Source organism: Mesorhizobium sp. M0140, assembly GCF_040322475.1.
Classification (GTDB): domain Bacteria; phylum Pseudomonadota; class Alphaproteobacteria; order Rhizobiales; family Rhizobiaceae; genus Mesorhizobium.
The window spans coordinates 228,058-248,560 of record NZ_JAMYTM010000004.1; the positions used below are offsets into that span (position 1 = coordinate 228,058).

Here is a 20,503-nt window from a genome sequence, read left to right on the forward strand (position 1 = left end):
TATCAGCCGATATGGGCTTTGTAGGCGGCCTCATCCATGAGGCCCGCGAGCTGGCTTTCGTCGGCAAGCTTCATCTTCCACAGCCAGCCGGCGCCGGTTGCCGCCGAGTTGACCAGTGACGGGTCCGACGACAGCGTGCTGTTGGCTTCGGTGATCTCGCCATCGACCGGCGCGTAGACATCGGAAGCCGCCTTGACGGATTCGACCACGACGGCGGTGTCGCCCTTGGTCAATTTCTTTCCGGTCTCCGGCAGTTCGACGAAGACGAGGTCGCCGAGCTGCTCCTGCGCATAGTCGGTGATGCCGACAGTGGCGATGCCGCCCTCGACGCGGAGCCATTCGTGATCTGATGTGAAATAGGTCGTTGCCATTGAGATCATCCTTTGCGGTAGCGATGCGGTGTGAAGGGCAGGGAGCTGATATCGACTGGGATTTTCGTGCCGCGAACATCGGCGAAAACCCGTATTCCCTGTTTGGCCAGTGGCGCCGTGACATAGCCCATGGCGACCGGATGGCCGGCTGACGGGCCAAAGCCGCCTGATGTGACATGGCCGGCGGGCGTGCCGTCGGCGTCAAAGAGCGCGGCGCCGGCGCGCACCGGCTGGCGGCCTTCCGGCTTCAGCCCGACGCGCTTTTGCGCGGGTCCTCGTTCCACGGCGGCGCGGAGCGCATCGGCGCCGATGAAAGTGCCGGAAGCGCGGATGTCTTTCGGAATAGCCCACATCAAGGCAGCGCTGGCCGGGTCGGTCTCCGGCGTGATGTCCTGGCCATGCAGGCAGAGCCCGGCCTCCAGCCGCAGACTGTCGCGGGCGGCCAGGCCGATCCACAGCACGCGTTCATCGCCGAGCAGCTTCGCGACGAGGTCGCGCGCATCGGCTTCCGACAGGCCGATCTCGAAACCGTCCTCGCCGGTATAGCCCGACCGGCTCATGAACCAGTTCTTGCGCGGTTCGACACCATGCATGAACAGCAGCGAGCCGGTCTCGATGCCGGCGCGCGAAAGGGCGGCCCAGGCTTCAGGACCCTGGATGGCCAGGAAGACGCGGTCGAGCGGCTCGACCCTGGCGTCGAAATCCGCGGCAAGTGCACGCAAATGCTTTTCGTCGGCGACGGCGTTGCCTGCATTGGCGACCACCATGAACCTGCTATCGCCAAGTCTGGTGACGATCAGGTCGTCCAGAATGCCGCCTGCCTCGTTGAGGAAAAAGGACAGTTTGGACTGTGAGATTTGGAGTGCGCCTGCATCCAAGGGGCAAGCGCGGTTGAGCAGCGCAACCGCCTCCGGCCCGCTGACTTCGAACAGCTTCATATGCGAGATGTCGAACAGGCCAGCCTGTTCGCGGGTGTGAAGATGTTCCTTCATGACGCCCGCCGGATAGGTCAGCGGCATCGACCAGCCGGCAAAAGCGCCAAAACGCGCACCGGCGGCCACATGGATGTCTTCGAGGGGTAGGTGTCTTGTATCGTCGCCCGTCATGTCGTCTCCAGAGTCGCACGCAATCGGCCGCGAATGGCGACCAGTCCGTGCCCCTCTGTCTGAAGCCTGAGAGACTCGCGCAGCCGGAGCTCTGTCAGCGGCGCTTACACCTTCGGCGCGGGGGCAAGCCCCGACTTTCCAGAGTGTCTTTCCCGTCTACGGTTCTTTTGCCTGAGAGATTTCGGGCGATTTCCCCTTCGGCGACAGCTCTCGCTGTTCTCTCCCGCAAACAGGTAGGACTCAGACCCTGAGTCCTCGACGCGCCATCCATAGCTCGCGCGCGACGGCTTGTCACCTGTCAGCGACATCTAAAGCGCGTGCATGCCATTCTTCAAAACCGCGGCACGTTTTTGGGCGACATGCGTTGGCCGACAAGTCTTCGCTAACCACGCCGTTTGCCGGTTTTTCAAGACACTGCTGATATGTTGGCTTGTATGACGCTTGGGGCCGGCGCTTGGCGACGGCGGACGGGGACGACAAATGGGCGAATTGATCATGAGCGCGCCGGTGGCCGGGCTGACCTCGAAAAGCCGCATCGCCGCGGAGGACGTGGCGATGTTGCGCCATGAAGTGTTCGGCGATGGCGTCGTGACGCGCGGCGAGGCCGAGGCGCTGTTTGCGCTCGATGCAACGGCGAAGGACAAATGCGAGGAATGGCCGCCCTTCTTCGTGGAGGCGGTTACCGACTATATCGTCCACCAGGAAAAGCCGTCGGGCTATATCTCGCAGGACAATGCCGACTGGCTGATCCGCACGATCTCGCGCGATGGCATGGTCGACAGCCGGACCGAGCTCGAATTGCTGGTGCATGTGCTGGAACAGGCAAGATCGTCGCCGAGCCAGCTTTGCGTCTATGCGCTGGAGCAGGTGGCGCATGCCGTCATTGACGGCAAGGGGCCGCTGATGCTCGGCGGCGCGCTGGCTCCCGGCCTCATCGCACAGGCGGAGGTCGAGCTGCTGCGCCGGATCCTCCATGCCCATGGCGGCGACGGCAACATCGCCATCACGCGCGCCGAGGCCGAGGTGCTGTTCAAGATCAACGAGTGCACTGCTCAAGGGCACAACGATCCGTCCTGGAACGAGCTGTTCGTCAAGGCGATCGCCAATTTCGTCATGTGCTCGGCCGGCTACGAAGCACCGACGCGCGATGTGGCGCTGCGCCGCGATGCCTTCCTCGAACATGCCGATCCGGAAATCGGCGGCTTCTTCAGCCGCATGATCTCTGGCGGCCTTGCCGGCATCATGGAAGCCTATCGGTCCCCGGGCGACATCGAGGCCGAGTGGGAAGCCAAGAACAGGGCGGCCGAGACCCTGGCCCGCCGCGCCGAGACGATCGATGCCGGCGAAGCCGGCTGGCTGATCGAACATATCGGCGTCGACAGGCCTCTTTACGAGAACGAACGCGCGCTGCTGACGCTGATCAAGCACGCCTCACCGGAAATCCATCCGGCGCTGAGGCCGCTGCTCGACAAGGTTGCCTGAGCGGTAGGGGGTTGCCTCGGTCAAAGCCGGGGTTGCCCGATTAGATCTGGTCGACGTCGATGTATATCCTTGCCAAGCCTTCCCTGACGGTCGACATGGCATCGGCGACGCTGATGGCGATGTGGTCGTGCATGAGCCTTGCGGCCCTGTTGGCATCGCGGGCTACCATGGCCCGGGCGATTTCGCTGTGTTCGGTGTAGGTCGTCGACAATCGCCGGTGCTTCTCCACTTCGATCTTGCGAACGAAATGGATGCGCGTGTTGATGCCTTCGAGCATGCGCGCCAGTTCGGAATTACCTGACAGCCTGGCGATGCGGATGTGAAATTCCTCGTCCCTGGCGGTCAGCTCAGTGCTGGAAAATGAGTCGGCGCGCGCCATGGTGAGCGTCCACCAGTCGACGAGCGCGGCAAGCTCCTCATCTGTCGAGCGCTGGATCGCCAGCCTGACGGAGCGCTCCTCGAGCACCGCCCGCACGTCGGAAAGATTGACGATCTCGTCGACATCGAAGCCCCGGCAAAAGAAGCCGCGATTGGTCTGGAAAGTGATGAGTTCTTCTGTGACCAACCGCTGGAGCGCCTCCCGGATCGGGCTGCGGCTGACATTCAGCCTGGCGGCAAGCGCCACTTCGTTGATGCGCTCGTTCGGCTTGAAGCGATAGTCCATCGCCATGCCACGGATTTCTCCATAGACACGCGGGCCGGTCTTGATCGGCTTGGATGCCAACGCCGCGCTGTTGTCCTGGTTGCTTTGCCTGGTGGGTCGGGGCATGGCCTCGTCAAGCCTTTGCGGCGCTTGGTTCGGTGAACCGCGCCTGTGTGGGAAGGATACCGTCGAGGGCGATCGGCGCGGTCCGGCCGGCGATCAGATCGGCGATGATACGGGCCGATCCATGCGCCATCGTCCAGCCGATATGGCCGTGCCCGGTGTTCAGCCACAGGTTTCGGATGTCGCGCAGGCCGAGGATCGGCAGGTTGTCGGGCGTCATGGGCCTCAGGCAGGCCCGCATCTCGGCGCGATCATAGGCGATGCCGCGCGGGAACAAGTCCTGCGTGACGCGCTTCATGAAGGCGAAATCCGAAGGCTTGTGGCTGCGATCATAGCCTGCGAATTCCGCGGTAGCGGTCACGCGGATGCGATCGCCCATCGGCGTGATGGCGACGAGGTTGTGCTCATCGATGACAGGGAGTTTTGGAGCCAGCGCCCGATCGACGATGGGAATGGTCATGGAATATCCCTTGACCGGATAGATCGGCAGACCAAGGCCGATCTTGCGGGCGAGGACGGGGCTCTCGGCGCCGAGACTCAGAACGTAGGTGTCGGCCAGAAACTCTCCCTTGTCGGTGACGACCTTGGTGATCGTTTCCTTTCTGCGTTCGATCCCCACGATCCTGGTCCCTGTCAGGATCTTGCCGCCCCTATTTTCGACGATGGCCGCCAGCGCGCGCGTGAACTTGGCGGCGTCGCCGGTTTCGTCGGTCGGACACAATACGCCGCCGGCAATGTTGTCGCGCGACGAAGCCAGCGCCGGCTCGCGGTCAACGATTTCCTGCGCGTCTACGATGCGGATCTCCTGGCCGTCGGCTTCCAGCAGGCGCATGTTGGCGACGCCCTTGTCGAGCGCCTGATGGCTGCGGTGGAAATAAAGAATGCCGTCCGACGTCCTGTCGTACGGGATCGCCTCTTCCCTGACGACCGCCTGCAGGACCGATTGGGAATGGACCGCAAGCCGATGTTTGAGCAGAGTGTTGCGACGTGCTTTGGCGGCCGTGCATTGCATGAGGAAGCGCAGCGACCAGCTGTAGAGATGCGGGTCGGTGGAGAGCTTGAAACGAAGCGCCTGGTCTTTCAGGAACAGTGACTTCAGCAGGGTTTTTGGCGCGGCCGGCGATGACCAGACGAAGGAATGGCCGGGCGCGATCATGCCGGCATTTGCCCAGCTTGCCCCTTCGGCCACCTGTGATGCCTGCTCGAGAACGGTGACCGTGTGGCCGTCCTTCTGCAACTGATAGGCCGTGGTGATCCCGACAACGCCGCCGCCCAAGATCAATACGCGCATCGCTGTCCCGAATGGTTGTCGTTTCTATTGTCGACAATTCAATAGGAAGACGCTGGTCATTGTCAACGGCGCGTGGGTCGACGATCGATTCACCGTTCAGACAGGGCGAAACCCCGGCATTTCTCGGTTCCCAAAATTCGAACGGAGCTCTTGACACGTTTGGCAAAGTTGTCGTTTCTATTGTCGACAATTCTGATTGGCATCAGGAAGGGGACTGCGCCATGGACGCCCCGCTTAGCCGCGCCGACGACACGCTTGTCCTCGACAAGGAACACATTCCCTTCACGACCGACGACGGCATCGGCACCCGCGCCAATCTCGGCCTGCTCGTTCTTCGGACCGACCAGACCATCGAGGATGAATTCCGCTATGCGCTGCCCGCGCGCGACATCGCGCTGTACGAGGCGCGGCTCTACAGCGATGTCGAGATCACGCCTGAAAACCTGATGAAGATGTCGGCCGTCATCCCGGGAACGGTCGGGCTCTTGCCGGACGTCAAGTTCGATGTGATCGGCTTTGCCTGCACTTCGGGAGCGCTGGTTATCGGCGAGGACAAGGTCGCCGAACGCGTTCACGAGGTGCTGCCGGGCGTGCAAGTGACCAACCCGGTGACGGCGGCGCGGGCGGCGCTGAAGGCCCTGGGCGTTTCGCGGATCGCGTTGCTCACCCCTTATTTGGCGAAAATCAATCATTCCTTGCGGGCTTCGCTGATGGCGCGGGGGATGGATATTCCGGTCATGGGCTCCTTCAACGAGGCGGACGACAATGTCGTTGCACGCATCACGCCGGCATCGGTCAAGCAGGCCATTTTGGAGATCGGCGCGTCGAGCGACTGTGAGGCGGTGTTTGTTTCCTGCACGAGCATGCGCGTTGCCCGCATCATCGAGGAGGTCGAGAAGGAACTGGGGAAACCGGTAACCTCGAGCAATCACGCCCTTGCCTGGCACATGCTGCGGCTCGGCGGCATTGGCGAGCAGATCGCCGGAAAGGGCGAACTGTTTCGCCGCTCGCTATAGGTTGGCCATCTTTGGGGCCGCAGCGTTTGCGGTGTGCGATTCAGATTCCGCCGTACCAGTCATAACCATTGTCTTCCCAATAGCCGCCGCGACCGCCGCCGACAGTGGCGAAGCCGTCGACCAGCTCGATCTTGTAGAGATATTTCGGCATCTTGTAGCCGAGTTGGCGCTCGACGCGAACCCGCAGCGGCGCGCCGTTCTCGACCGGCAGCGGCTTGCCGTTCAGGCCATAGGCGAGGATCGTCTGCGGGTGACGGGCATCGATCAGGTCGATGCTGCCGTAATATTTGATGTCGCCCGACAGGCTGCGGTCGATCGTGTCGAGGCAATGGAACATGACGTAGCGCGCCTGCGGTTTGACCACCGCCTGGTCCAGCACCAGCGACAGCGGCGTGCCGGTCCATTTGGCGATGCAACTCCAGCCTTCGACGCAGTCATGGCGCGTGATCTGGGTGCGGGTCGGCATGTTCTGGAGTTGCTCGCGGCTGAGCGACAGCGGCTTCTCGACAAGGCCTGAAACCTCCAGTCGCCAGTCGGCGAAGTTGTTGGCGAGCAAGCCCTTGTAGACATCGTCATCGGGAGCCGTCACACCATTCGGCCGCTGCGGCTGGCGGATGTCGGCCTCGGTGAATTCCGGCGCCAGCGCGTCACGTCCGGCAAGCAGGCGCTGTGCCCGGTATGTCAGGTCATTGGCGTTTTCGAGGAAACTGCGCAGGCCGCTGCCAACACCTAGCTGACTGTCGAAGGCGTCGCAGCCCGACAGCATGATGCCGGAGACGCCAAGGCTGGCACCAGTCAGGAATTTGCGGCGGCTGATCTGGAATTTTGCCATGTCAGGCACTCCTCTCGGCTGTATCGTCCTGTGCGGGAGGATCTGTCCGATACCAGCCGGTAATGATCGAGCGCAGTTCGTTGATCGGGCCGGCGGCCAGGATCATCAGGATATGGACGACGAAGAAGGCGACCAGCAGCACCATGACGGTGAAATGGATGGTGCGTGCCGTCTGCCGGCCACCGAGCAGATCGTTGAGGAACGGCAGCACCGAATTCATGCTCGGCGACATCGCCAGGCCGGTGATGATCATCAGCGGCAACAGCACGAACAGCACGCCGCTATAGGCCATCTTCTGCAGCGTGTTGTATTCGCGCGCGTGGTGGAATTTGAGCTTGGCATGGTCGACGATGTCTTGCGGCAATCGCTTCAAATCGTCGAGGCGTGGCGCGAGATCGCGCCGCAGATGGCCGTTCACGATGCTGGCGACAAACCAGACGATCAACGTCGTGGTCAGTATCCAGGCAAAGAAGAAATGGATGACGCGCGCGGTGCCGAGATCATAGTAGGACGGGATGGTCGCCCAGGATGGAAAGGCGCGGGATGTCTCCTGGCCGGCCGGACCCGACCAGCCGAGCACGCCAGTCGTGTCGAAGCGCTTGCCGAAGATTTCCGTGTAGCCGCGCGGACCCGCGTCGGAATTCTCAGCGCCGATGGCGAAGATGGTGTTGTTGTAGTCAAAGCCCGATTCTTTGCCGATATAGAGCTGCGGACGGGCATTGAAGATCTGCAGGCCTGACAGCAGCATGAAGAACAAGGAGATGGCCCAGAGCCAATGCGTCAGCCGCGTCCAGCGAGACTGCCGGTAGATCAGCGTTTTGTCGTTCGACGCAGAAGCGCCTGGATCGGCGGCGGATTGGCTTCTGGCAACGGATTCCATCGTCTTTCGTCTCCCGGCCTCGCGGCATGGCCTGCGCGTTCATTGTCCTCCTGATACGTCGCGATCCAAACCGATGTTTCATCCGATCACGGATTTATTACGGACCGCCCAGGCTGACGGCGAGATTGACGGCAGCGGCGACGATGACCGTGTTGAAGAAAAACGACAGGATGGAATGGACAAGCACGACACGACGCATATGCGTTGTCGAGATGTTGGTATCGGCAGTCTGTGCGGTCATGCCGATCACCGTCGAGAAGTACAGGAAATCCCAGCCCTCCGGCCGTTTGTCACCCGGAAACAGCAGTCCGCCGACCGGGATTTTCTTCCTGGTCTCGGCATCCACCGCATCGCCGTCCATCCAATAGACATGGGCATAATGGAGCGCCGCCATGGCATGAATGGTGAACCAGCCGAGCGGGATCGACAGCAGCGCGAAGATGAGCTCGATGGGATGGCTTCTGTCCTTCTGATTGATCAGCAGGAACAACGAGATAACGGCGACGCCGACGACAACAAGCGTCACGGCGAAGATGACCAGCACCGGCTGGTCTGTGGCACGCGCATTCCTGCTCAGATACCTGCCGGTGAACTTCGGCATCTGGGCGACGACGAGAATTACATAAGCGGCAAAGAACGCGTTGGCGCCGATCGAATAGGCAAGCGGGGCGTGCAGCAGCAACGCCACGAGAAGCGCGAAGACGCCAACGCAGGCCGACACAGCGAACAGCATGTGGCGCTGCATGGGTTTGTCTATCGGAGCTTCGGCGGCCATGGTGGTTCCAGCCCTGGATAGCATTAATCCGGTGTGGCCGATTTCACGGCCCGCCGCAAGATGCGGTCGAGCTCGCCAAGAAACCGCGACCGGTCCTGCGGGGCAAAGCTGGCATTGTAGCCCTTGCTTTCGCCTGTCTCGCGCAGATGCTGCTTCAGGTCGCGCATCGCCACCGCCATGCCGATCGTTTCCGGCGTGAAGGGGCGTCCGGTCGGCCCAAGCACATGGGCGCCGAGCGCCACCGCGCGGGCGGCCAGCGGAATGTCGGCGGTGATCACAATGTCGTTGGTGCGTGCATTGTCGACGATCCAGTCGTCGGCGGCATCAGCGCCCTTGGAGACCACGACATTGCGGACCATCGGATCGCGCGATGGCCGCAGGCCGCCATTGGAGACGAAGGTGACAACGACGCCATGCCGGTCGGCCACTTTTTCGACCTCGGCCTTGACCGGGCAGGCGTCTGCATCGACGAGAATGGCGGGGAGTTCGCTCATGTTTCTTTTCTCCTCCCATTGTGAACCACAGAGGTCGCGGCCTGTTGGTGACGGCCTGTGATCTTCCTCAGTAAACCACGACGCTTCTTATCGATTTGCCCTCATGCATGAGATCGAAACCCTTGTTGATGTCCTCGAGCTTCAGCGTGTGGGTGATCATCGGGTCGATCTGGATCTTGCCGTCCATGTACCAGTCGACGATCTTGGGCACATCGGTGCGGCCGCGCGCGCCGCCGAAGGCGGTTCCCATCCAGGTGCGGCCGGTGACCAGTTGGAACGGCCTTGTCGAAATCTCCTGGCCGGCACCGGCAACGCCGATGACGACCGACTTGCCCCAGCCGCGATGCGAGGCTTCCAGCGCCTGACGCATCACCTTGGTGCTGCCGGTGCAGTCGAATGTGTAGTCGGCGCCGCCGATCTGGTCGGCGCCACGCTTGGTCATGTTGACGAGGTGGGGCACGACATCGCCGTCGATCTCCTTCGGATTGACGAAATGCGTCATGCCGAACCGCTCGCCCCACTCCTTCTTGTCGTTGTTCAAATCGACGCCGATGATCATGTCGGCGCCGGCAAGTTTCAGGCCCTGGATGACATTGAGGCCGATGCCGCCGAGACCGAAGACGACCGCGGTGGCGCCGATCTCGACCTTGGCGGTGTTGATCACAGCACCGATGCCGGTGGTGACGCCGCAGCCGATGTAGCAGATCTTGTCGAAGGGCGCGTCGGGGTTGACCTTGGCCAGCGCGATCTCGGGCAGCACGGTGAAGTTGGAGAAAGTCGAGCAGCCCATATAGTGAAAGATCTTGTCCTTGCCGATCGAGAAGCGCGATGAACCGTCCGGCATCAGCCCCTGGCCCTGCGTGGCGCGGATGGCCGTGCACAGATTGGTCTTTCGCGACAGGCAAGAATGGCACTGGCGACATTCGGGCGTATAGAGCGGGATGACGTGGTCGCCCTTCTTGAGCGAGGTGACGCCCTTGCCGATATCGACGACGACGCCGGCGCCCTCATGGCCGAGGATGGCTGGAAACAGGCCTTCCGGATCGGCGCCAGACAGCGTGAATTCGTCGGTGTGGCAGATGCCGGTCGCCTTGATCTCGACCAGCACCTCGCCCTCGCGTGGGCCGTCGAGATCGACCTCCATGATCTCCAGCGGCTTTCCGGCGGCGACAGCGACAGCGGCGCGGGTTTTCATCAGGCGTCCTCCAATGCGGATTTTTTTTCAAGGTTTCAGGTTTTGCCGACACGATCAACTGGCAGCTCGCTCCCCGACTGGGCCACAGCGATGAATTGGAATCGCAAGTCGATTGAAAGGCAGTGAATTGCATGGTCGGCTTGACCCTGCAAGCACAGGCCATAAAAGGAACGGCCGACCCGAGGGATGACATTTCGCATGTTCACCAAGATCCTGATCGCCAATCGCGGCGAAATTGCCTGCCGCGTAATCAAGACGGCGCGCAAGATGGGCATTGCCACGGTTGCCGTCTATTCCGATGCCGATCGCGATGCCATGCATGTCGAGATGGCCGACGAGGCGGTGCATATCGGGCCTTCGCCAGCCGCGCTGAGCTATCTCGTCCCGGAAAAGATCATCGCCGCCTGCAAGGAAACAGGGGCTCAGGCCGTGCATCCCGGCTACGGGTTCCTGTCCGAGCGGGCGGCCTTCTGCGAAGCGCTGGAAGCGGAAGGCATCATTTTCATCGGCCCGAAGCCCAAAGCCATCAAGGCGATGGGCGACAAGATCGAATCGAAGAAGTTTGCCAACGCCGCCAAGGTTTCCACCGTGCCCGGCTGGCTCGGCGTCATCGAGAATGCCGACCATGCCGAAAAGATCGCCGGCGAAATCGGCTATCCCGTGATGATCAAGGCTTCGGCCGGCGGCGGCGGCAAGGGCATGCGCATCGCCTGGAGCGAGGCCGAAGTGCGCGACGGCTTCGACCGCGCGCGCTCGGAAGCCAAGAGCTCGTTCGGCGACGATCGTCTCTTCATCGAGAAATTCATCGTCGATCCGCGCCACATCGAAATCCAGGTGCTGGCCGACGCGCATGGCAACGCGCTCTATCTCGGCGAGCGCGAATGCTCGATCCAGCGACGCAATCAGAAGGTCGCCGAAGAGGCGCCATCGCCATTCCTGGACGCCGCGACACGCAAGGCCATGGGCGAGCAGTCGGTGGCGCTGGCCAAGGCCGTCGATTACCAGAGCGCCGGCACGGTCGAATTCATCGTCGACAAGGACAAGAACTTCTATTTCCTTGAAATGAATACACGATTGCAGGTCGAGCATCCGGTGACGGAGCTCGTCACCGGCATCGATCTGGTCGAGCAGATGATCCGCGTCGCCGCCGGCGAAGAGCTTGGCCTGAAGCAAAGCGACATCAAGCTGAACGGCTGGGCGGTGGAAAGCCGGCTCTATGCCGAAGACCCTTACCGCAACTTCCTGCCTTCGATCGGCCGACTGACGCGCTACCGGCCGCCTGAGGAAGGACAATTCGGCGATGTCGTCATCCGCAACGACACCGGCGTCACCGAAGGCTCCGAAATCTCGATGTTCTACGATCCGATGCTCGCCAAGCTGTGCACCTGGGCGCCGACGCGTCTGGAGGCCATCGATGCCATGTCGGAAGCGCTCGACAGCTTCGTCGTCGACGGTATCGAGCACAACATTCCGTTCCTGGCCGCCTTGATGCAGCATCCGCGTTGGCGGGAAGGGCGGATATCGACCGCTTTCATATCGGAGGAATATCCCGACGGCTTCGCGCCGGTCGTACCGAACGACGATGAGAAGGCCGTGCTGGCGTCGATCGCGACCGCGGTGGAACTGCTGCGCCGTGACCGGCTCGACCGGCTGGGCGGGCGGTTGGCGCCGCATTCGGGAGCTCTGAAGCGCGACTGGGTGGTAAAGATCGGCGATGACTATCTGTCGGCGTCGATCATCGAGGGCATGATTTCCATTCCGATGGAAATCGATCTGTCGATCGATGGCGGCAGGGCGTTGACGGTGGCATCAGACTGGCGGCCGGGCGACCTGGTCTGGCGCGGCACGGTCGGCAAGCGCAAGGTTACGGCTCAGGTCAGGCCGGTTGCCAACGGCTTTCGCATAGCCTGGAAAGGCATGTCGGTGACCGCGGGCGCCATGCTGCCGCGCACCGCCGAGCTGGAAAGGCTGATGCCCGAAAAGGTGGCGCCGGACACGTCGAACCTGCTGCTTTGCCCGATGCCTGGCCTTGTCGTGTCGATTGCCGTTGCCGAAGGCCAGGAGGTCAAGGCCGGCGAGACCTTGGCGGTGGTCGAAGCGATGAAGATGGAAAACGTGCTGCGTGCTGAACGCGACCTTGTCGTCTCCAAACTCAACGCCAAGCCAGGCGACAGCTTGGCCGTGGATGCGGTGATCATGGAGTTTGCGTAAGGCTGGCCGGGCAGGCAGCCTGTGATCAGCAGCGGTTTGTGCTGGACTGGCATCGCGCGGTCCCGGACAATACATCTCCATCGACTCAAGGACCTTCACACAGCACCATGGCCGACGAAAAACTTCCCCGCGATCCCCTGAAGCGCGAAGCAGCGATTGCTGCGGCGCGGCCGGAGGCCCCGGCGCGGCCCTTCGTCCATCTGCGCGTGCATTCGGCCTATTCGCTGCTGGAAGGCGCCTTGCAGATCGGCAAGGTGGTGGCTCACGCGGTCAAGGACGAAGCCCCGGCCATCGCCGTCACCGACACCAACAATCTGTTCGGCGCACTGGAATTCGCGCAGAAGGCGGTGAAGGACGGCATCCAGCCGATCATCGGCTGTCAGACGGCGCTCGCCTTTTCCGGCGAAAACAGCGATGGCCAGCGCGACCGCAGGCGGCAGGGCCCGGATATGCGGCCGGTGGTCCTGCTCGCCGCGACCGAAGCCGGCTATTCCAATCTGGTCAGGCTGGTTAGCCGCGTCTACCTCGAAACGCCGCCGGGCGAAGCCGTGCACCTGACCACCGAAATGATGGACGGCTATTGTGACGGATTGATCTGCCTCAGCGGTGGGCCGCGCGGACCGATCGGCACCGCGCTCAAGGAAGATCGCCGCGACCTGGCCGAAGCCCGGCTTTTGACCCTCAAGGAGATGTTCGGCGACCGGCTCTATGTCGAGTTGGACCGGGTTTCCGGTTATGACCGCGTGATCGAAAAATCCTCGATCGATCTGGCGTATGCCCATGAACTGCCCCTGGTCGCCACCAACGAGGCGTTCTTTTCCTCTCGTGACGACTATGACGCACATGACGCGCTGATCGCCATCGCCGAGGGATCGGTCGTCGCCGCCGACAATCGTCGCCGGCTGTCGCCGGACAATTTCCTGCGCAGCCAGGCCGATATGGCGCGGCTCTTTGCCGATCTGCCGGAGGCGATCGACAACACTGTCGAGATCGCGCTGCGCTGCTCCTACTATCCCAGGAATCGCAATCCGATCCTGCCGCGCTTCACCGGCGGCGATGTCGCCGACAATGACGCCGCGGTGCAGGCGGAAGCCGACGAACTGGCCCGCCAGGCGCATGAGGGGCTCGACGCGCGCCTCGCCATGCATGGCCCAACCGCCGGCTATACGGTCGAGCAATACCGCGAGCGGTTGAACTTCGAGCTTGGCATCATCACCAAGATGAAGTTTCCCGGCTACTTCCTGATCGTTGCCGACTTCATCAAATGGGCGAAGGCTCAGGGCATTCCGGTCGGGCCGGGCCGCGGTTCGGGCGCAGGCTCGCTGGTCGCCTATTCGACGACCATCACCGACATCGATCCGCTGCGCTTCTCGCTTCTGTTCGAGCGCTTCCTCAATCCCGATCGCGTGTCGATGCCCGACTTCGACATCGACTTCTGCCAGGATCGACGTGAGGAGGTCATCCGCTACGTCCAGCAGAAATACGGTCGCGACCAGGTCGGCCAGATCATCACCTTCGGTACGCTGCAGGCTCGCGCCGTGCTGCGCGACGTTGGCCGCGTCCTGCAGATGCCCTATGGCCAGGTCGACAAGCTGTCCAAGATGGTGCCGCAGAACCCGGCCAATCCGGTCAAGCTCGCCGACGCCATCGCCAACGAGCCGCGCTTTGCCGAAGAGGCCGAGAGGGAGCCGATCGTCCAGACGCTGCTCGACATGGCGCAGAAGCTGGAAGGCCTCTATCGCCACGCCTCGACCCATGCTGCCGGCATCGTCATCGGCGACCGGCCGCTGTCGGAACTGGTGCCGATGTACCGCGATCCGCGCTCGGACATGCCGGTCACCCAGTTCAACATGAAATATGTCGAGCAGGCCGGACTGGTGAAGTTCGACTTCCTCGGCCTGAAGACGCTGACCGTTCTGGAGACGGCGGTGAAGCTGATCCGCCGGCGCGGCATCGAGATCGACCTGGCGACGATCCCGCTCGACGATCCCGAGACCTACGCCATGCTGTCGCGCGGTGAAGTGGTCGGCGTGTTCCAGGTGGAAAGTGCCGGCATGCGCAAGGCGCTGATCGGCATGCGGCCCGACTGCATCGAGGACATCATCGCCCTGGTCGCGCTCTACCGACCGGGGCCGATGGAGAACATCCCGACCTACAACGCCCGCAAGCATGGCGAGGAGGAGATGGCGTCGATCCATCCCAAGATCGACCATCTGGTGAAAGAGACGCAAGGCGTCATCGTCTATCAGGAACAGGTGATGCAGATCGCGCAGGAGCTGTCCGGCTATTCGCTCGGCGAAGCCGATCTGCTGCGCCGCGCGATGGGCAAGAAGATCCGCGCCGAGATGGACAAGCAGCGCGAGCGCTTCGTCTCCGGCGCGGTCGAGCGTGGCGTTGGCAAGCCGCAAGCCGACTTCATTTTCGACCTGCTGGCCAAGTTCGCCGACTATGGTTTCAACAAATCGCACGCCGCCGCCTACGCGGTCGTCTCGTACCAGACCGCCTATCTCAAGGCGCATTATCCGGTCGAGTTCCTGGCGGCGTCGATGACGCTCGACATGGGCAACACCGACAAGCTCGCCGATTTCCGCCAGGACGCGCTGCGCCTCGGCATCGAGGTTCTGGCGCCGTCGGTGATATCGAGCTTCCGTCCCTTCGAGGTCGGTGAGAACCGCATCTACTATTCGTTGGCTGCGCTCAAAGGCGTCGGCGACGCGGCGGTCGAGCACATCGTTGCCCAGCGTGGCGAAAAGCCGTTCAAGAACCTCGCCGATTTCTGCGAGCGGGTAGATCCCAAGATCGTCGGCAAGCGCGTCTTCGAAAGCCTAATCATGGCCGGCGCGCTCGACTGCTTCGGCCACGATCGCGCGTCGATGATGGCGGGGGTGGAACGCATGATGGGGCTGGCTTCGCTGGCGCAGCAGAACGCCGTTTCCGGCCAGCATGACATTTTCGGCGCCTCCATCGGCGCCCAGTCGCAGGCGCTCAATCTGCCGGCGACAGAGCCATGGCTCGCCGCCGACCGGCTGCACCGTGAATTCCAGGTGGTCGGCTTCTATCTCTCGGCGCACCCGCTCGACGAGTACAAGGCGGCCCTGCAGAAGATGCGGGTGCAGACGTGGGCCGAGTTTTCGGCGGCCGTCAAGCGCGGCGCCGCCGCCGGCCGTCTTGCCGGCACGGTGACATCCAAGCAGGAGCGCAAGACGCGCACCGGCAACAAGATGGGCGTCATCGCCTTCTCCGATACGTCAGGCCAGTACGAAGCCGTGCTGTTTTCCGAAGGACTGGCGCAATATCGCGATCTGCTCGAGGCCGGCCGCTCCGTGGTCATCACCGTTGCCGCCGAGGACAGGCCGGAAGGCGTCAATCTGCGCATCAACTCAGTGCAGTCGCTGGAGGACGAGGCAAGCCGTATCCAGAAGGCACTTCGCATTTTCGTGCGCAACGCCTCGCCGATCAACACGCTGGCCGGCCAACTGACCGTCAGGGGCGAAGGCCAGGTCAGCTTCGTGCTGATCAAGGAAGAGGGCGAGGGGGAAATCGAGATCGAGCTGCCGAACCGCTACCGGATTTCGCCGCAGATCGCCTCGGCGATGCGCGCGGTGCCGGGCGTGGTCGAAGTGGAGTTGGTGTGACCCCCGCTCTTTCTCGCGCGCGGCAATCAGCCGGGCGGTCGCTGCCGCGAACGCCAGCGCAGTCAGCATGAAGCCGGCACAGAGGAACGGGTCGCAGACGGTTTCAACCTTGGCGCGGCTGCGTGACAGGCTGCGCAGGCTCTATCATGGGCGCACGCCGGCCGCTTTCCGGTTCCAACTGGTGGCCGTCGTCATCGACCTCGCCATCATCGCCTTCTTCATCGCGACGCCGGTTCTTCAGGACAAGCCGTCATTCCTCTGGCTCGACTATTCGGCGGCCGCGCTTGTCGCCGCGGACCTGGTCGCCCGGCTGCTTGCCTCCAAAAACATGCTGCGGCTGATGAAGCAGCCGACGTCGTGGGTCGATGTCTTCATCCTTTTGACGCTGCTGATGCCGACGGCGTTCGCCAATCTCGCCTTCCTGCGCATCCTGCGGCTGTGGTCGCTGTCGCGCAGCGGTTCGCTCTGGCGGCATCTGGAGATGCGCGGCCTGCGGCCGTGGCGCGAGGCCAGCCACGCGGTCATCAACCTCTTGACCTTCCTGTTTGTCATCACCGGCTTCGTCTACACGTTCTTCTTCCGCACTGGCGCCGGCCTGGAGAACTATATCGACGCGCTTTATTTCACCGTCGCCACGGTGACGACGACCGGCTTCGGCGACATCGTGCTGCCGGGCATGGCCGGCAAGCTGACGGCAATCGTCACCATGATCATCGGCATATCGCTGTTTGTCAGACTGGCTCAGGCGATCTTCCGGCCAGCCAAGGTTTTGTTTCCCTGTCCGCAGTGCGGCTTGCGGCGGCACGAGCCGGACGCCGTGCATTGCAAAGCCTGCGGCCATCTCCTCAACATACCCGACGAAGGGAACTGACGGCCGGCGGGACTACGACGCCGCCACTTCGGCCGGCTTCATTGGCCTGCGCTGAAGATTGAGCAGATTGCCCATCAGGATCAGCAGCGCGCCACCGGCGGTGAAGGCGTCGATCTGCTCGCTATAGAGCAGCCAGCCAATCAGCGCCGATAGCGGCACGCGCAGGAAATCCATCGGCGAGACGATGGTCGCGTCGGCATTAAGCGCACGGGCCATGCAGAAATGCGACGACATGCCGGTGAAGGCGATCAGCACGATCCATGGCCACAGCTCCAGTGGCGGGTTGCGCCACGTATAGAGCGCCGGGATGAGACCGACCATCGACTGGATAATCAGCATCCAGCAGATGATGCGCACGACGCTGTCCGTCCGGGTCAGCGATTTGATCGTGACCACCGAGATGCCGAAGCAGGCCGCGGCACCCAGCACGACGAGATGTCCAGGATCGATCGAGCCGACACCGGGGCGCACGATGATCACCACGCCGATCAGCCCCAGCCCGATCGCTGCCAGCTTGGGCCGGTTGAGCCTTTCGCCAAGAAAAATCACCGCCAGGATAGCTGTCCAGATCGGCGTGGTGAATTCGATCGAGATCAGCACGGCCAGCGGGATCAAAGTGAGGGCGTAGAGCCAGGCCGCCTGGCCCGTGTAGTGGATGACGTTGCGGGCGACGTGGGCAATGGGGCGCCGCGTGCGCATGGCTTGAAAGCCGCCACTCGTCATCACCAGCGGCAGAAGGATGAAGAAGCCGATCACAGAGCGCAACTCCAGCACCTGGAAGACGTTGAGCTCCGCTGTCGTGGCTCGGCCGGCGACCGTCATCCCAAGGAAGGAAGCGATCGACAGCGCCATCCAGAACGCGGCCTTGGGGATCGAGGGTGTGGGTGCCATTCGCGCTATGTCGCAGGCCAGGACTTCTGCCGCAATCGCTACGCAAGGCATTCTTCTGGGCCAGTCGCGACTGCCTGGATGTTGTAAAACAGTCATGTGGCGGGCGGAACCTGAAACGGCAAGTGGCGTTGAATCCCGATGGTCAGCCGTGCTGGCGGACCGTCCCGCCTTTTAGAAGATCGACAGGGAGAGCTTCGATGAGATCCTTCGCGCAATTCGCGCTTGCCGGCGGTTTACTGGTTGCGGCAGGGGCGGCACATGCCGACGAGACGCAATTTCTCCAGTCGTTCAAGGGCAATTTCGCCGGCAGGGGTATCGTCAAGGTCACCACCGATGCGCCGACCGTGAACGTGTCCTGCACGTTCAGCTCGAACGCGACATCGACCTCCCTGTCGCTCGACGGCAATTGCCGGGGGCTTGTCGTGGTCACGCGTGCCATCAGCGCGGATCTGAAGGCCAGCGGCGCCAAATACAGCGGCACCTATGTCGGCTCTCGCACGGGACCGGCACAGCTCAACGGCAGCCGTTCGGGCAACGCGATCAACCTGGGCATTCGCTGGGCCAAGGAGGTCAATGGCGACCGAAGGGCGCAGATGAAGGTCGCTGACCGTCATCGACACCGACCCGAAAACCGGCAAGAGCGTGGTGACGAGCAGGATTGATCTGCAACGCACCTAATCCTCAAGCGGCTCCGGCGGATGGGCGTCGCGGCCCTTGCCGAATGTGTAGCCGGTTTCCACCGCCTTGCGGCCGAACTTGTCGCGCAGGGCATCGATGGCGCCTTCGGCCATGGCGCGCTTGCGCGATTGGATGTCGACCAGATCGGGCGGGTCGGCCTTGTCGTCGTCCGAAAGGTCGCTGACGCCGATGCCTAGCAGCCGATATTTCGTGCCGTCGGTTTCCTTGCGCAGAAGCTCCACCCCGGTCTGAAAGATGCGGTCGGCGAGCCGGGTCGGATCGCCGAGCTGGCGATTGCGCGTGCGCAGCTTGAAATCCTGGCTCTTCAGTTTCAGCACCACAGTGCGCCCGGCAATGCCTGACTTTTTCAGCCGTGCCGAGACCTTTTCCGAAAGACCCCTGAGAACCGCGACCAGTTCCTCCAGCGAAGCGATGTCGGTATCGAAGGTGGTTTCGGCCGATACGCTTTTGGCGTCCTGATCGGGATCGACGCGGCGGAGGTCCTCGCCGCGCGAAAGGTGGTAGAGCCGGTCGCCCATCGTGCCGTAGCGGCGCATCAGGTCGCCGCGATCCATCTGCTGCAACTGGCCGATAGTGCGGATGCCGTCACGCTCCAGGGCGGCGTTGAATGCCTTTCCGACACCCCAGATCATGGTCACCGGCTGCGCCGCCAGGAAGCCGACTGCCTCGGCCTCGCCGATGACCGAGAAACCGCGCGGCTTGCGAAAATCAGACGCAATCTTGGCAAGGAACTTGCAATAGGACAGGCCGGCCGAAACGGTGATGCCGATCTCCTTCTCGACGGCCTGCGCGAAGCGCGCCAGCACCACAGCAGGCGGCAGGCCGTGCAGTCGTTCGGTGCCGGCGAGGTCGAGAAACGCCTCGTCGATCGACAGCGGCTCGACCAGCGGTGTCAGCGCTTGCATCATGGCGCGCACTTCGCGGCCGACGCGCACGTATTTTTCCATGTTGGGGCTGATGACGACCGCCTCCGGGCAGGCTTCGAGCGCCTTGAACATCGGCATGGCCGAGCGGACGCCCTGGATGCGGGCGATGTAACAGGCGGTGGAGACGACGCCGCGCTTGCCGCCGCCGATGATCAGCGGCTTGTCCTTGAGCGCCGGATTGTCGCGCTTTTCGATCGCCGCATAGAAGGCGTCGCAATCGATATGGGCCAGATGCAGCCGGTAAAGCTCGGGATGACGCACAAGCCGGGGGCTGCCGCAGCGCTCGCAGCGGCGCGTCGGGCTGCGCTGAAACATCAGGCAGTCGCGGCAAAAACCGTGATCGGGATTGTTGACAGGGGCCGCCATCGCTGCGAACATAAAGAGAACAGAAGCAATGGTACGACAGTGCAAGGCCAGCGACAAGGCTGGCCTGGGGAGAACGCATGAGCACGACCATAGCGCCGCTTGCGCCCGAGCTTTGGGCTGAATTCGAGGACCTCTTCGGCAAGCAAGGCGCCTGCTACGGCTGCTGGTGCACGCATTTCCGGCTGGCGCCGGCGATGCGCCGCGAGAGCAGCCGGGAACGCAACAAGGACCACATCAAGGCGCGTATCGAAGCCGGCCCGCCGCCCGGACTGCTGGCATTCGAGGATGGCCAGGCGGTTGGCTGGATGCAGATCGGACCGCGCGCCGACGTGCCCGAATGGAACAATCAGGGCAGGGGGTCGGCACCGGTCGATCCTGCCGACGCGGGGGATGCGGCCGTTTGGGCGATCTCCTGCTTCTTCATCCGCGCCAAGGCGCGCGGCAGGGGCATCACGCATCGCCTCGTCGAAGGCGGCATAGGTTTCGCCCGCCAGAATGGGGCCCGGCTGCTCGAGGCGTGCCCGATGGACCTGTCTCGCGATTCGCGCTCGATCGGCCTGTTCGTCGGTTCGTCACGGGTCTTCGAGAAGGCGGGTTTCGAGCGGCTGGTGGAACGCAAGGCCGGTCGCCCGCTGATGCGGCTGGTGCTTTGATCGAGATGGTCTGCCCGGGTGCCGTTGTCGATCTCACCTTGCG

17 protein-coding genes, 1 pseudogene and 1 riboswitch are annotated in these 20,503 nt (G+C 62.9%); of the genes and pseudogenes, 7 read left to right on the top strand and 11 right to left on the bottom strand.

The genetic code is table 11. The features are described from left to right. Positions 1-2 precede the first annotated feature (2 nt). On the bottom strand, positions 3-371 hold the full coding sequence (gcvH, locus tag NKJ37_RS06550; protein ID WP_128303368.1) for a glycine cleavage system protein GcvH: 369 nt from the start codon (positions 369-371) through the stop codon (positions 3-5). Positions 372-376: 5 nt separating this feature from the next. Next, the gene (gcvT, locus tag NKJ37_RS06555) at positions 377-1,477 is read right to left on the bottom strand and encodes a glycine cleavage system aminomethyltransferase GcvT (RefSeq protein ID WP_352630168.1); all 1,101 of its coding nucleotides are present in this window, start codon (positions 1,475-1,477) and stop codon (positions 377-379) included. Positions 1,478-1,626: 149 nt separating this feature from the next. Then, positions 1,627-1,713: riboswitch (glycine riboswitch) on the bottom strand. Between the two features lie 244 nt (positions 1,714-1,957). Here gcvT and NKJ37_RS06560 point away from each other — a divergent pair. Then, complete coding sequence (locus NKJ37_RS06560; protein WP_352759140.1) at positions 1,958-2,959, top strand: hypothetical protein; 1,002 nt, start codon at positions 1,958-1,960, stop codon at positions 2,957-2,959. Between the two features lie 40 nt (positions 2,960-2,999). Here NKJ37_RS06560 and NKJ37_RS06565 read toward each other — a convergent pair whose 3' ends face one another. After that, positions 3,000-3,728 (bottom strand): GntR family transcriptional regulator, encoded by a 729-nt coding sequence (locus tag NKJ37_RS06565; protein WP_352773276.1) that lies wholly within the window; start codon positions 3,726-3,728, stop codon positions 3,000-3,002. 7 nt (positions 3,729-3,735) lie between these two features. Continuing rightward, complete coding sequence (locus NKJ37_RS06570) at positions 3,736-5,016, bottom strand: D-amino acid dehydrogenase (protein ID WP_352610698.1); 1,281 nt, start codon at positions 5,014-5,016, stop codon at positions 3,736-3,738. A 221-nt stretch (positions 5,017-5,237) separates the two neighbouring features. On the opposite strand from NKJ37_RS06570, the gene NKJ37_RS06575 reads away from it, so the two are divergent. Beyond that, the gene (locus NKJ37_RS06575) at positions 5,238-6,032 is read left to right on the top strand and encodes a maleate cis-trans isomerase family protein (RefSeq protein ID WP_128303373.1); all 795 of its coding nucleotides are present in this window, start codon (positions 5,238-5,240) and stop codon (positions 6,030-6,032) included. A 40-nt stretch (positions 6,033-6,072) separates the two neighbouring features. Here NKJ37_RS06575 and NKJ37_RS06580 read toward each other — a convergent pair whose 3' ends face one another. The 5 genes from NKJ37_RS06580 to NKJ37_RS06600 form a co-directional block, all read right to left on the bottom strand. Further along, the gene (locus tag NKJ37_RS06580; protein ID WP_352773279.1) at positions 6,073-6,864 is read right to left on the bottom strand and encodes a molybdopterin-binding protein; all 792 of its coding nucleotides are present in this window, start codon (positions 6,862-6,864) and stop codon (positions 6,073-6,075) included. Position 6,865: 1 nt separating this feature from the next. Beyond that, entirely contained in the window at positions 6,866-7,744 is an 879-nt protein-coding gene (locus NKJ37_RS06585) for a cytochrome b/b6 domain-containing protein (protein WP_352773281.1), read from the bottom strand. A 97-nt stretch (positions 7,745-7,841) separates the two neighbouring features. Continuing rightward, entirely contained in the window at positions 7,842-8,519 is a 678-nt protein-coding gene (locus tag NKJ37_RS06590) for a DUF1345 domain-containing protein (RefSeq protein WP_352773284.1), read from the bottom strand. 23 nt (positions 8,520-8,542) lie between these two features. Next, positions 8,543-9,013, bottom strand: coding sequence for a YaiI/YqxD family protein (locus NKJ37_RS06595; RefSeq protein ID WP_352773287.1), 471 nt, complete (start codon positions 9,011-9,013; stop codon positions 8,543-8,545). 67 nt (positions 9,014-9,080) lie between these two features. Beyond that, a complete protein-coding gene (locus NKJ37_RS06600) occupies positions 9,081-10,208 on the bottom strand; it encodes an S-(hydroxymethyl)glutathione dehydrogenase/class III alcohol dehydrogenase (RefSeq protein WP_127270241.1) in 1,128 nt (375 codons plus the stop codon). 198 nt (positions 10,209-10,406) lie between these two features. Between NKJ37_RS06600 and NKJ37_RS06605 the strand changes: the two genes are divergently transcribed. From NKJ37_RS06605 to NKJ37_RS06615, 3 genes are all read left to right on the top strand, one after another. Further along, a complete protein-coding gene (locus NKJ37_RS06605) occupies positions 10,407-12,419 on the top strand; it encodes an acetyl-CoA carboxylase biotin carboxylase subunit (RefSeq protein WP_352773290.1) in 2,013 nt (670 codons plus the stop codon). 107 nt (positions 12,420-12,526) lie between these two features. Then, positions 12,527-16,054, top strand: a complete 3,528-nt coding sequence (gene dnaE / locus NKJ37_RS06610; protein ID WP_352773293.1) for a DNA polymerase III subunit alpha — start codon at positions 12,527-12,529, stop codon at positions 16,052-16,054. A gap of 67 nt (positions 16,055-16,121) precedes the next feature. Then, positions 16,122-16,925, top strand: coding sequence for a potassium channel family protein (locus NKJ37_RS06615; RefSeq protein ID WP_352440260.1), 804 nt, complete (start codon positions 16,122-16,124; stop codon positions 16,923-16,925). 12 nt (positions 16,926-16,937) lie between these two features. On the opposite strand, the gene NKJ37_RS06620 is transcribed toward NKJ37_RS06615, so the two are convergent. Then, positions 16,938-17,816, bottom strand: a complete 879-nt coding sequence (locus NKJ37_RS06620) for a DMT family transporter (protein ID WP_352773296.1) — start codon at positions 17,814-17,816, stop codon at positions 16,938-16,940. Between the two features lie 197 nt (positions 17,817-18,013). On the opposite strand from NKJ37_RS06620, the pseudogene NKJ37_RS06625 reads away from it, so the two are divergent. Then, a pseudogene (locus tag NKJ37_RS06625) lies at positions 18,014-18,494 on the top strand (hypothetical protein). Here NKJ37_RS06625 and NKJ37_RS06630 read toward each other — a convergent pair. Further along, positions 18,491-19,819 (bottom strand): DNA polymerase IV, encoded by a 1,329-nt coding sequence (locus tag NKJ37_RS06630; RefSeq protein WP_352440263.1) that lies wholly within the window; start codon positions 19,817-19,819, stop codon positions 18,491-18,493. The pseudogene NKJ37_RS06625 and the gene NKJ37_RS06630 sit on opposite strands and share 4 nt — an antisense overlap. Positions 19,820-19,884: 65 nt before the next feature. On the opposite strand from NKJ37_RS06630, the gene NKJ37_RS06635 reads away from it, so the two are divergent. Continuing rightward, positions 19,885-20,460 (top strand): GNAT family N-acetyltransferase, encoded by a 576-nt coding sequence (locus NKJ37_RS06635; RefSeq protein ID WP_023810530.1) that lies wholly within the window; start codon positions 19,885-19,887, stop codon positions 20,458-20,460. Positions 20,461-20,503 lie beyond the last annotated feature (43 nt).

What these genes read in the sequence shown, in the direction of transcription:
- gcvH (WP_128303368.1), bottom strand. Translation starts at nt 371, where the DNA reads ATGGCAACGACCTATTTCACATCAGATCACGAATGGCTCCGCGTCGAG.
- gcvT (WP_352630168.1), bottom strand. Translation starts at nt 1,477, where the DNA reads ATGACGGGCGACGATACAAGACACCTACCCCTCGAAGACATCCATGTG.
- NKJ37_RS06560 (WP_352759140.1), top strand. Translation starts at nt 1,958, where the DNA reads ATGGGCGAATTGATCATGAGCGCGCCGGTGGCCGGGCTGACCTCGAAA.
- NKJ37_RS06565 (WP_352773276.1), bottom strand. Translation starts at nt 3,728, where the DNA reads ATGCCCCGACCCACCAGGCAAAGCAACCAGGACAACAGCGCGGCGTTG.
- NKJ37_RS06570 (WP_352610698.1), bottom strand. Translation starts at nt 5,016, where the DNA reads ATGCGCGTATTGATCTTGGGCGGCGGCGTTGTCGGGATCACCACGGCC.
- NKJ37_RS06575 (WP_128303373.1), top strand. Translation starts at nt 5,238, where the DNA reads ATGGACGCCCCGCTTAGCCGCGCCGACGACACGCTTGTCCTCGACAAG.
- NKJ37_RS06580 (WP_352773279.1), bottom strand. Translation starts at nt 6,864, where the DNA reads ATGGCAAAATTCCAGATCAGCCGCCGCAAATTCCTGACTGGTGCCAGC.
- NKJ37_RS06585 (WP_352773281.1), bottom strand. Translation starts at nt 7,744, where the DNA reads ATGGAATCCGTTGCCAGAAGCCAATCCGCCGCCGATCCAGGCGCTTCT.
- NKJ37_RS06590 (WP_352773284.1), bottom strand. Translation starts at nt 8,519, where the DNA reads ATGGCCGCCGAAGCTCCGATAGACAAACCCATGCAGCGCCACATGCTG.
- NKJ37_RS06595 (WP_352773287.1), bottom strand. Translation starts at nt 9,013, where the DNA reads ATGAGCGAACTCCCCGCCATTCTCGTCGATGCAGACGCCTGCCCGGTC.
- NKJ37_RS06600 (WP_127270241.1), bottom strand. Translation starts at nt 10,208, where the DNA reads ATGAAAACCCGCGCCGCTGTCGCTGTCGCCGCCGGAAAGCCGCTGGAG.
- NKJ37_RS06605 (WP_352773290.1), top strand. Translation starts at nt 10,407, where the DNA reads ATGTTCACCAAGATCCTGATCGCCAATCGCGGCGAAATTGCCTGCCGC.
- dnaE (WP_352773293.1), top strand. Translation starts at nt 12,527, where the DNA reads ATGGCCGACGAAAAACTTCCCCGCGATCCCCTGAAGCGCGAAGCAGCG.
- NKJ37_RS06615 (WP_352440260.1), top strand. Translation starts at nt 16,122, where the DNA reads ATGAAGCCGGCACAGAGGAACGGGTCGCAGACGGTTTCAACCTTGGCG.
- NKJ37_RS06620 (WP_352773296.1), bottom strand. Translation starts at nt 17,816, where the DNA reads ATGGCACCCACACCCTCGATCCCCAAGGCCGCGTTCTGGATGGCGCTG.
- NKJ37_RS06630 (WP_352440263.1), bottom strand. Translation starts at nt 19,819, where the DNA reads ATGTTCGCAGCGATGGCGGCCCCTGTCAACAATCCCGATCACGGTTTT.
- NKJ37_RS06635 (WP_023810530.1), top strand. Translation starts at nt 19,885, where the DNA reads ATGAGCACGACCATAGCGCCGCTTGCGCCCGAGCTTTGGGCTGAATTC.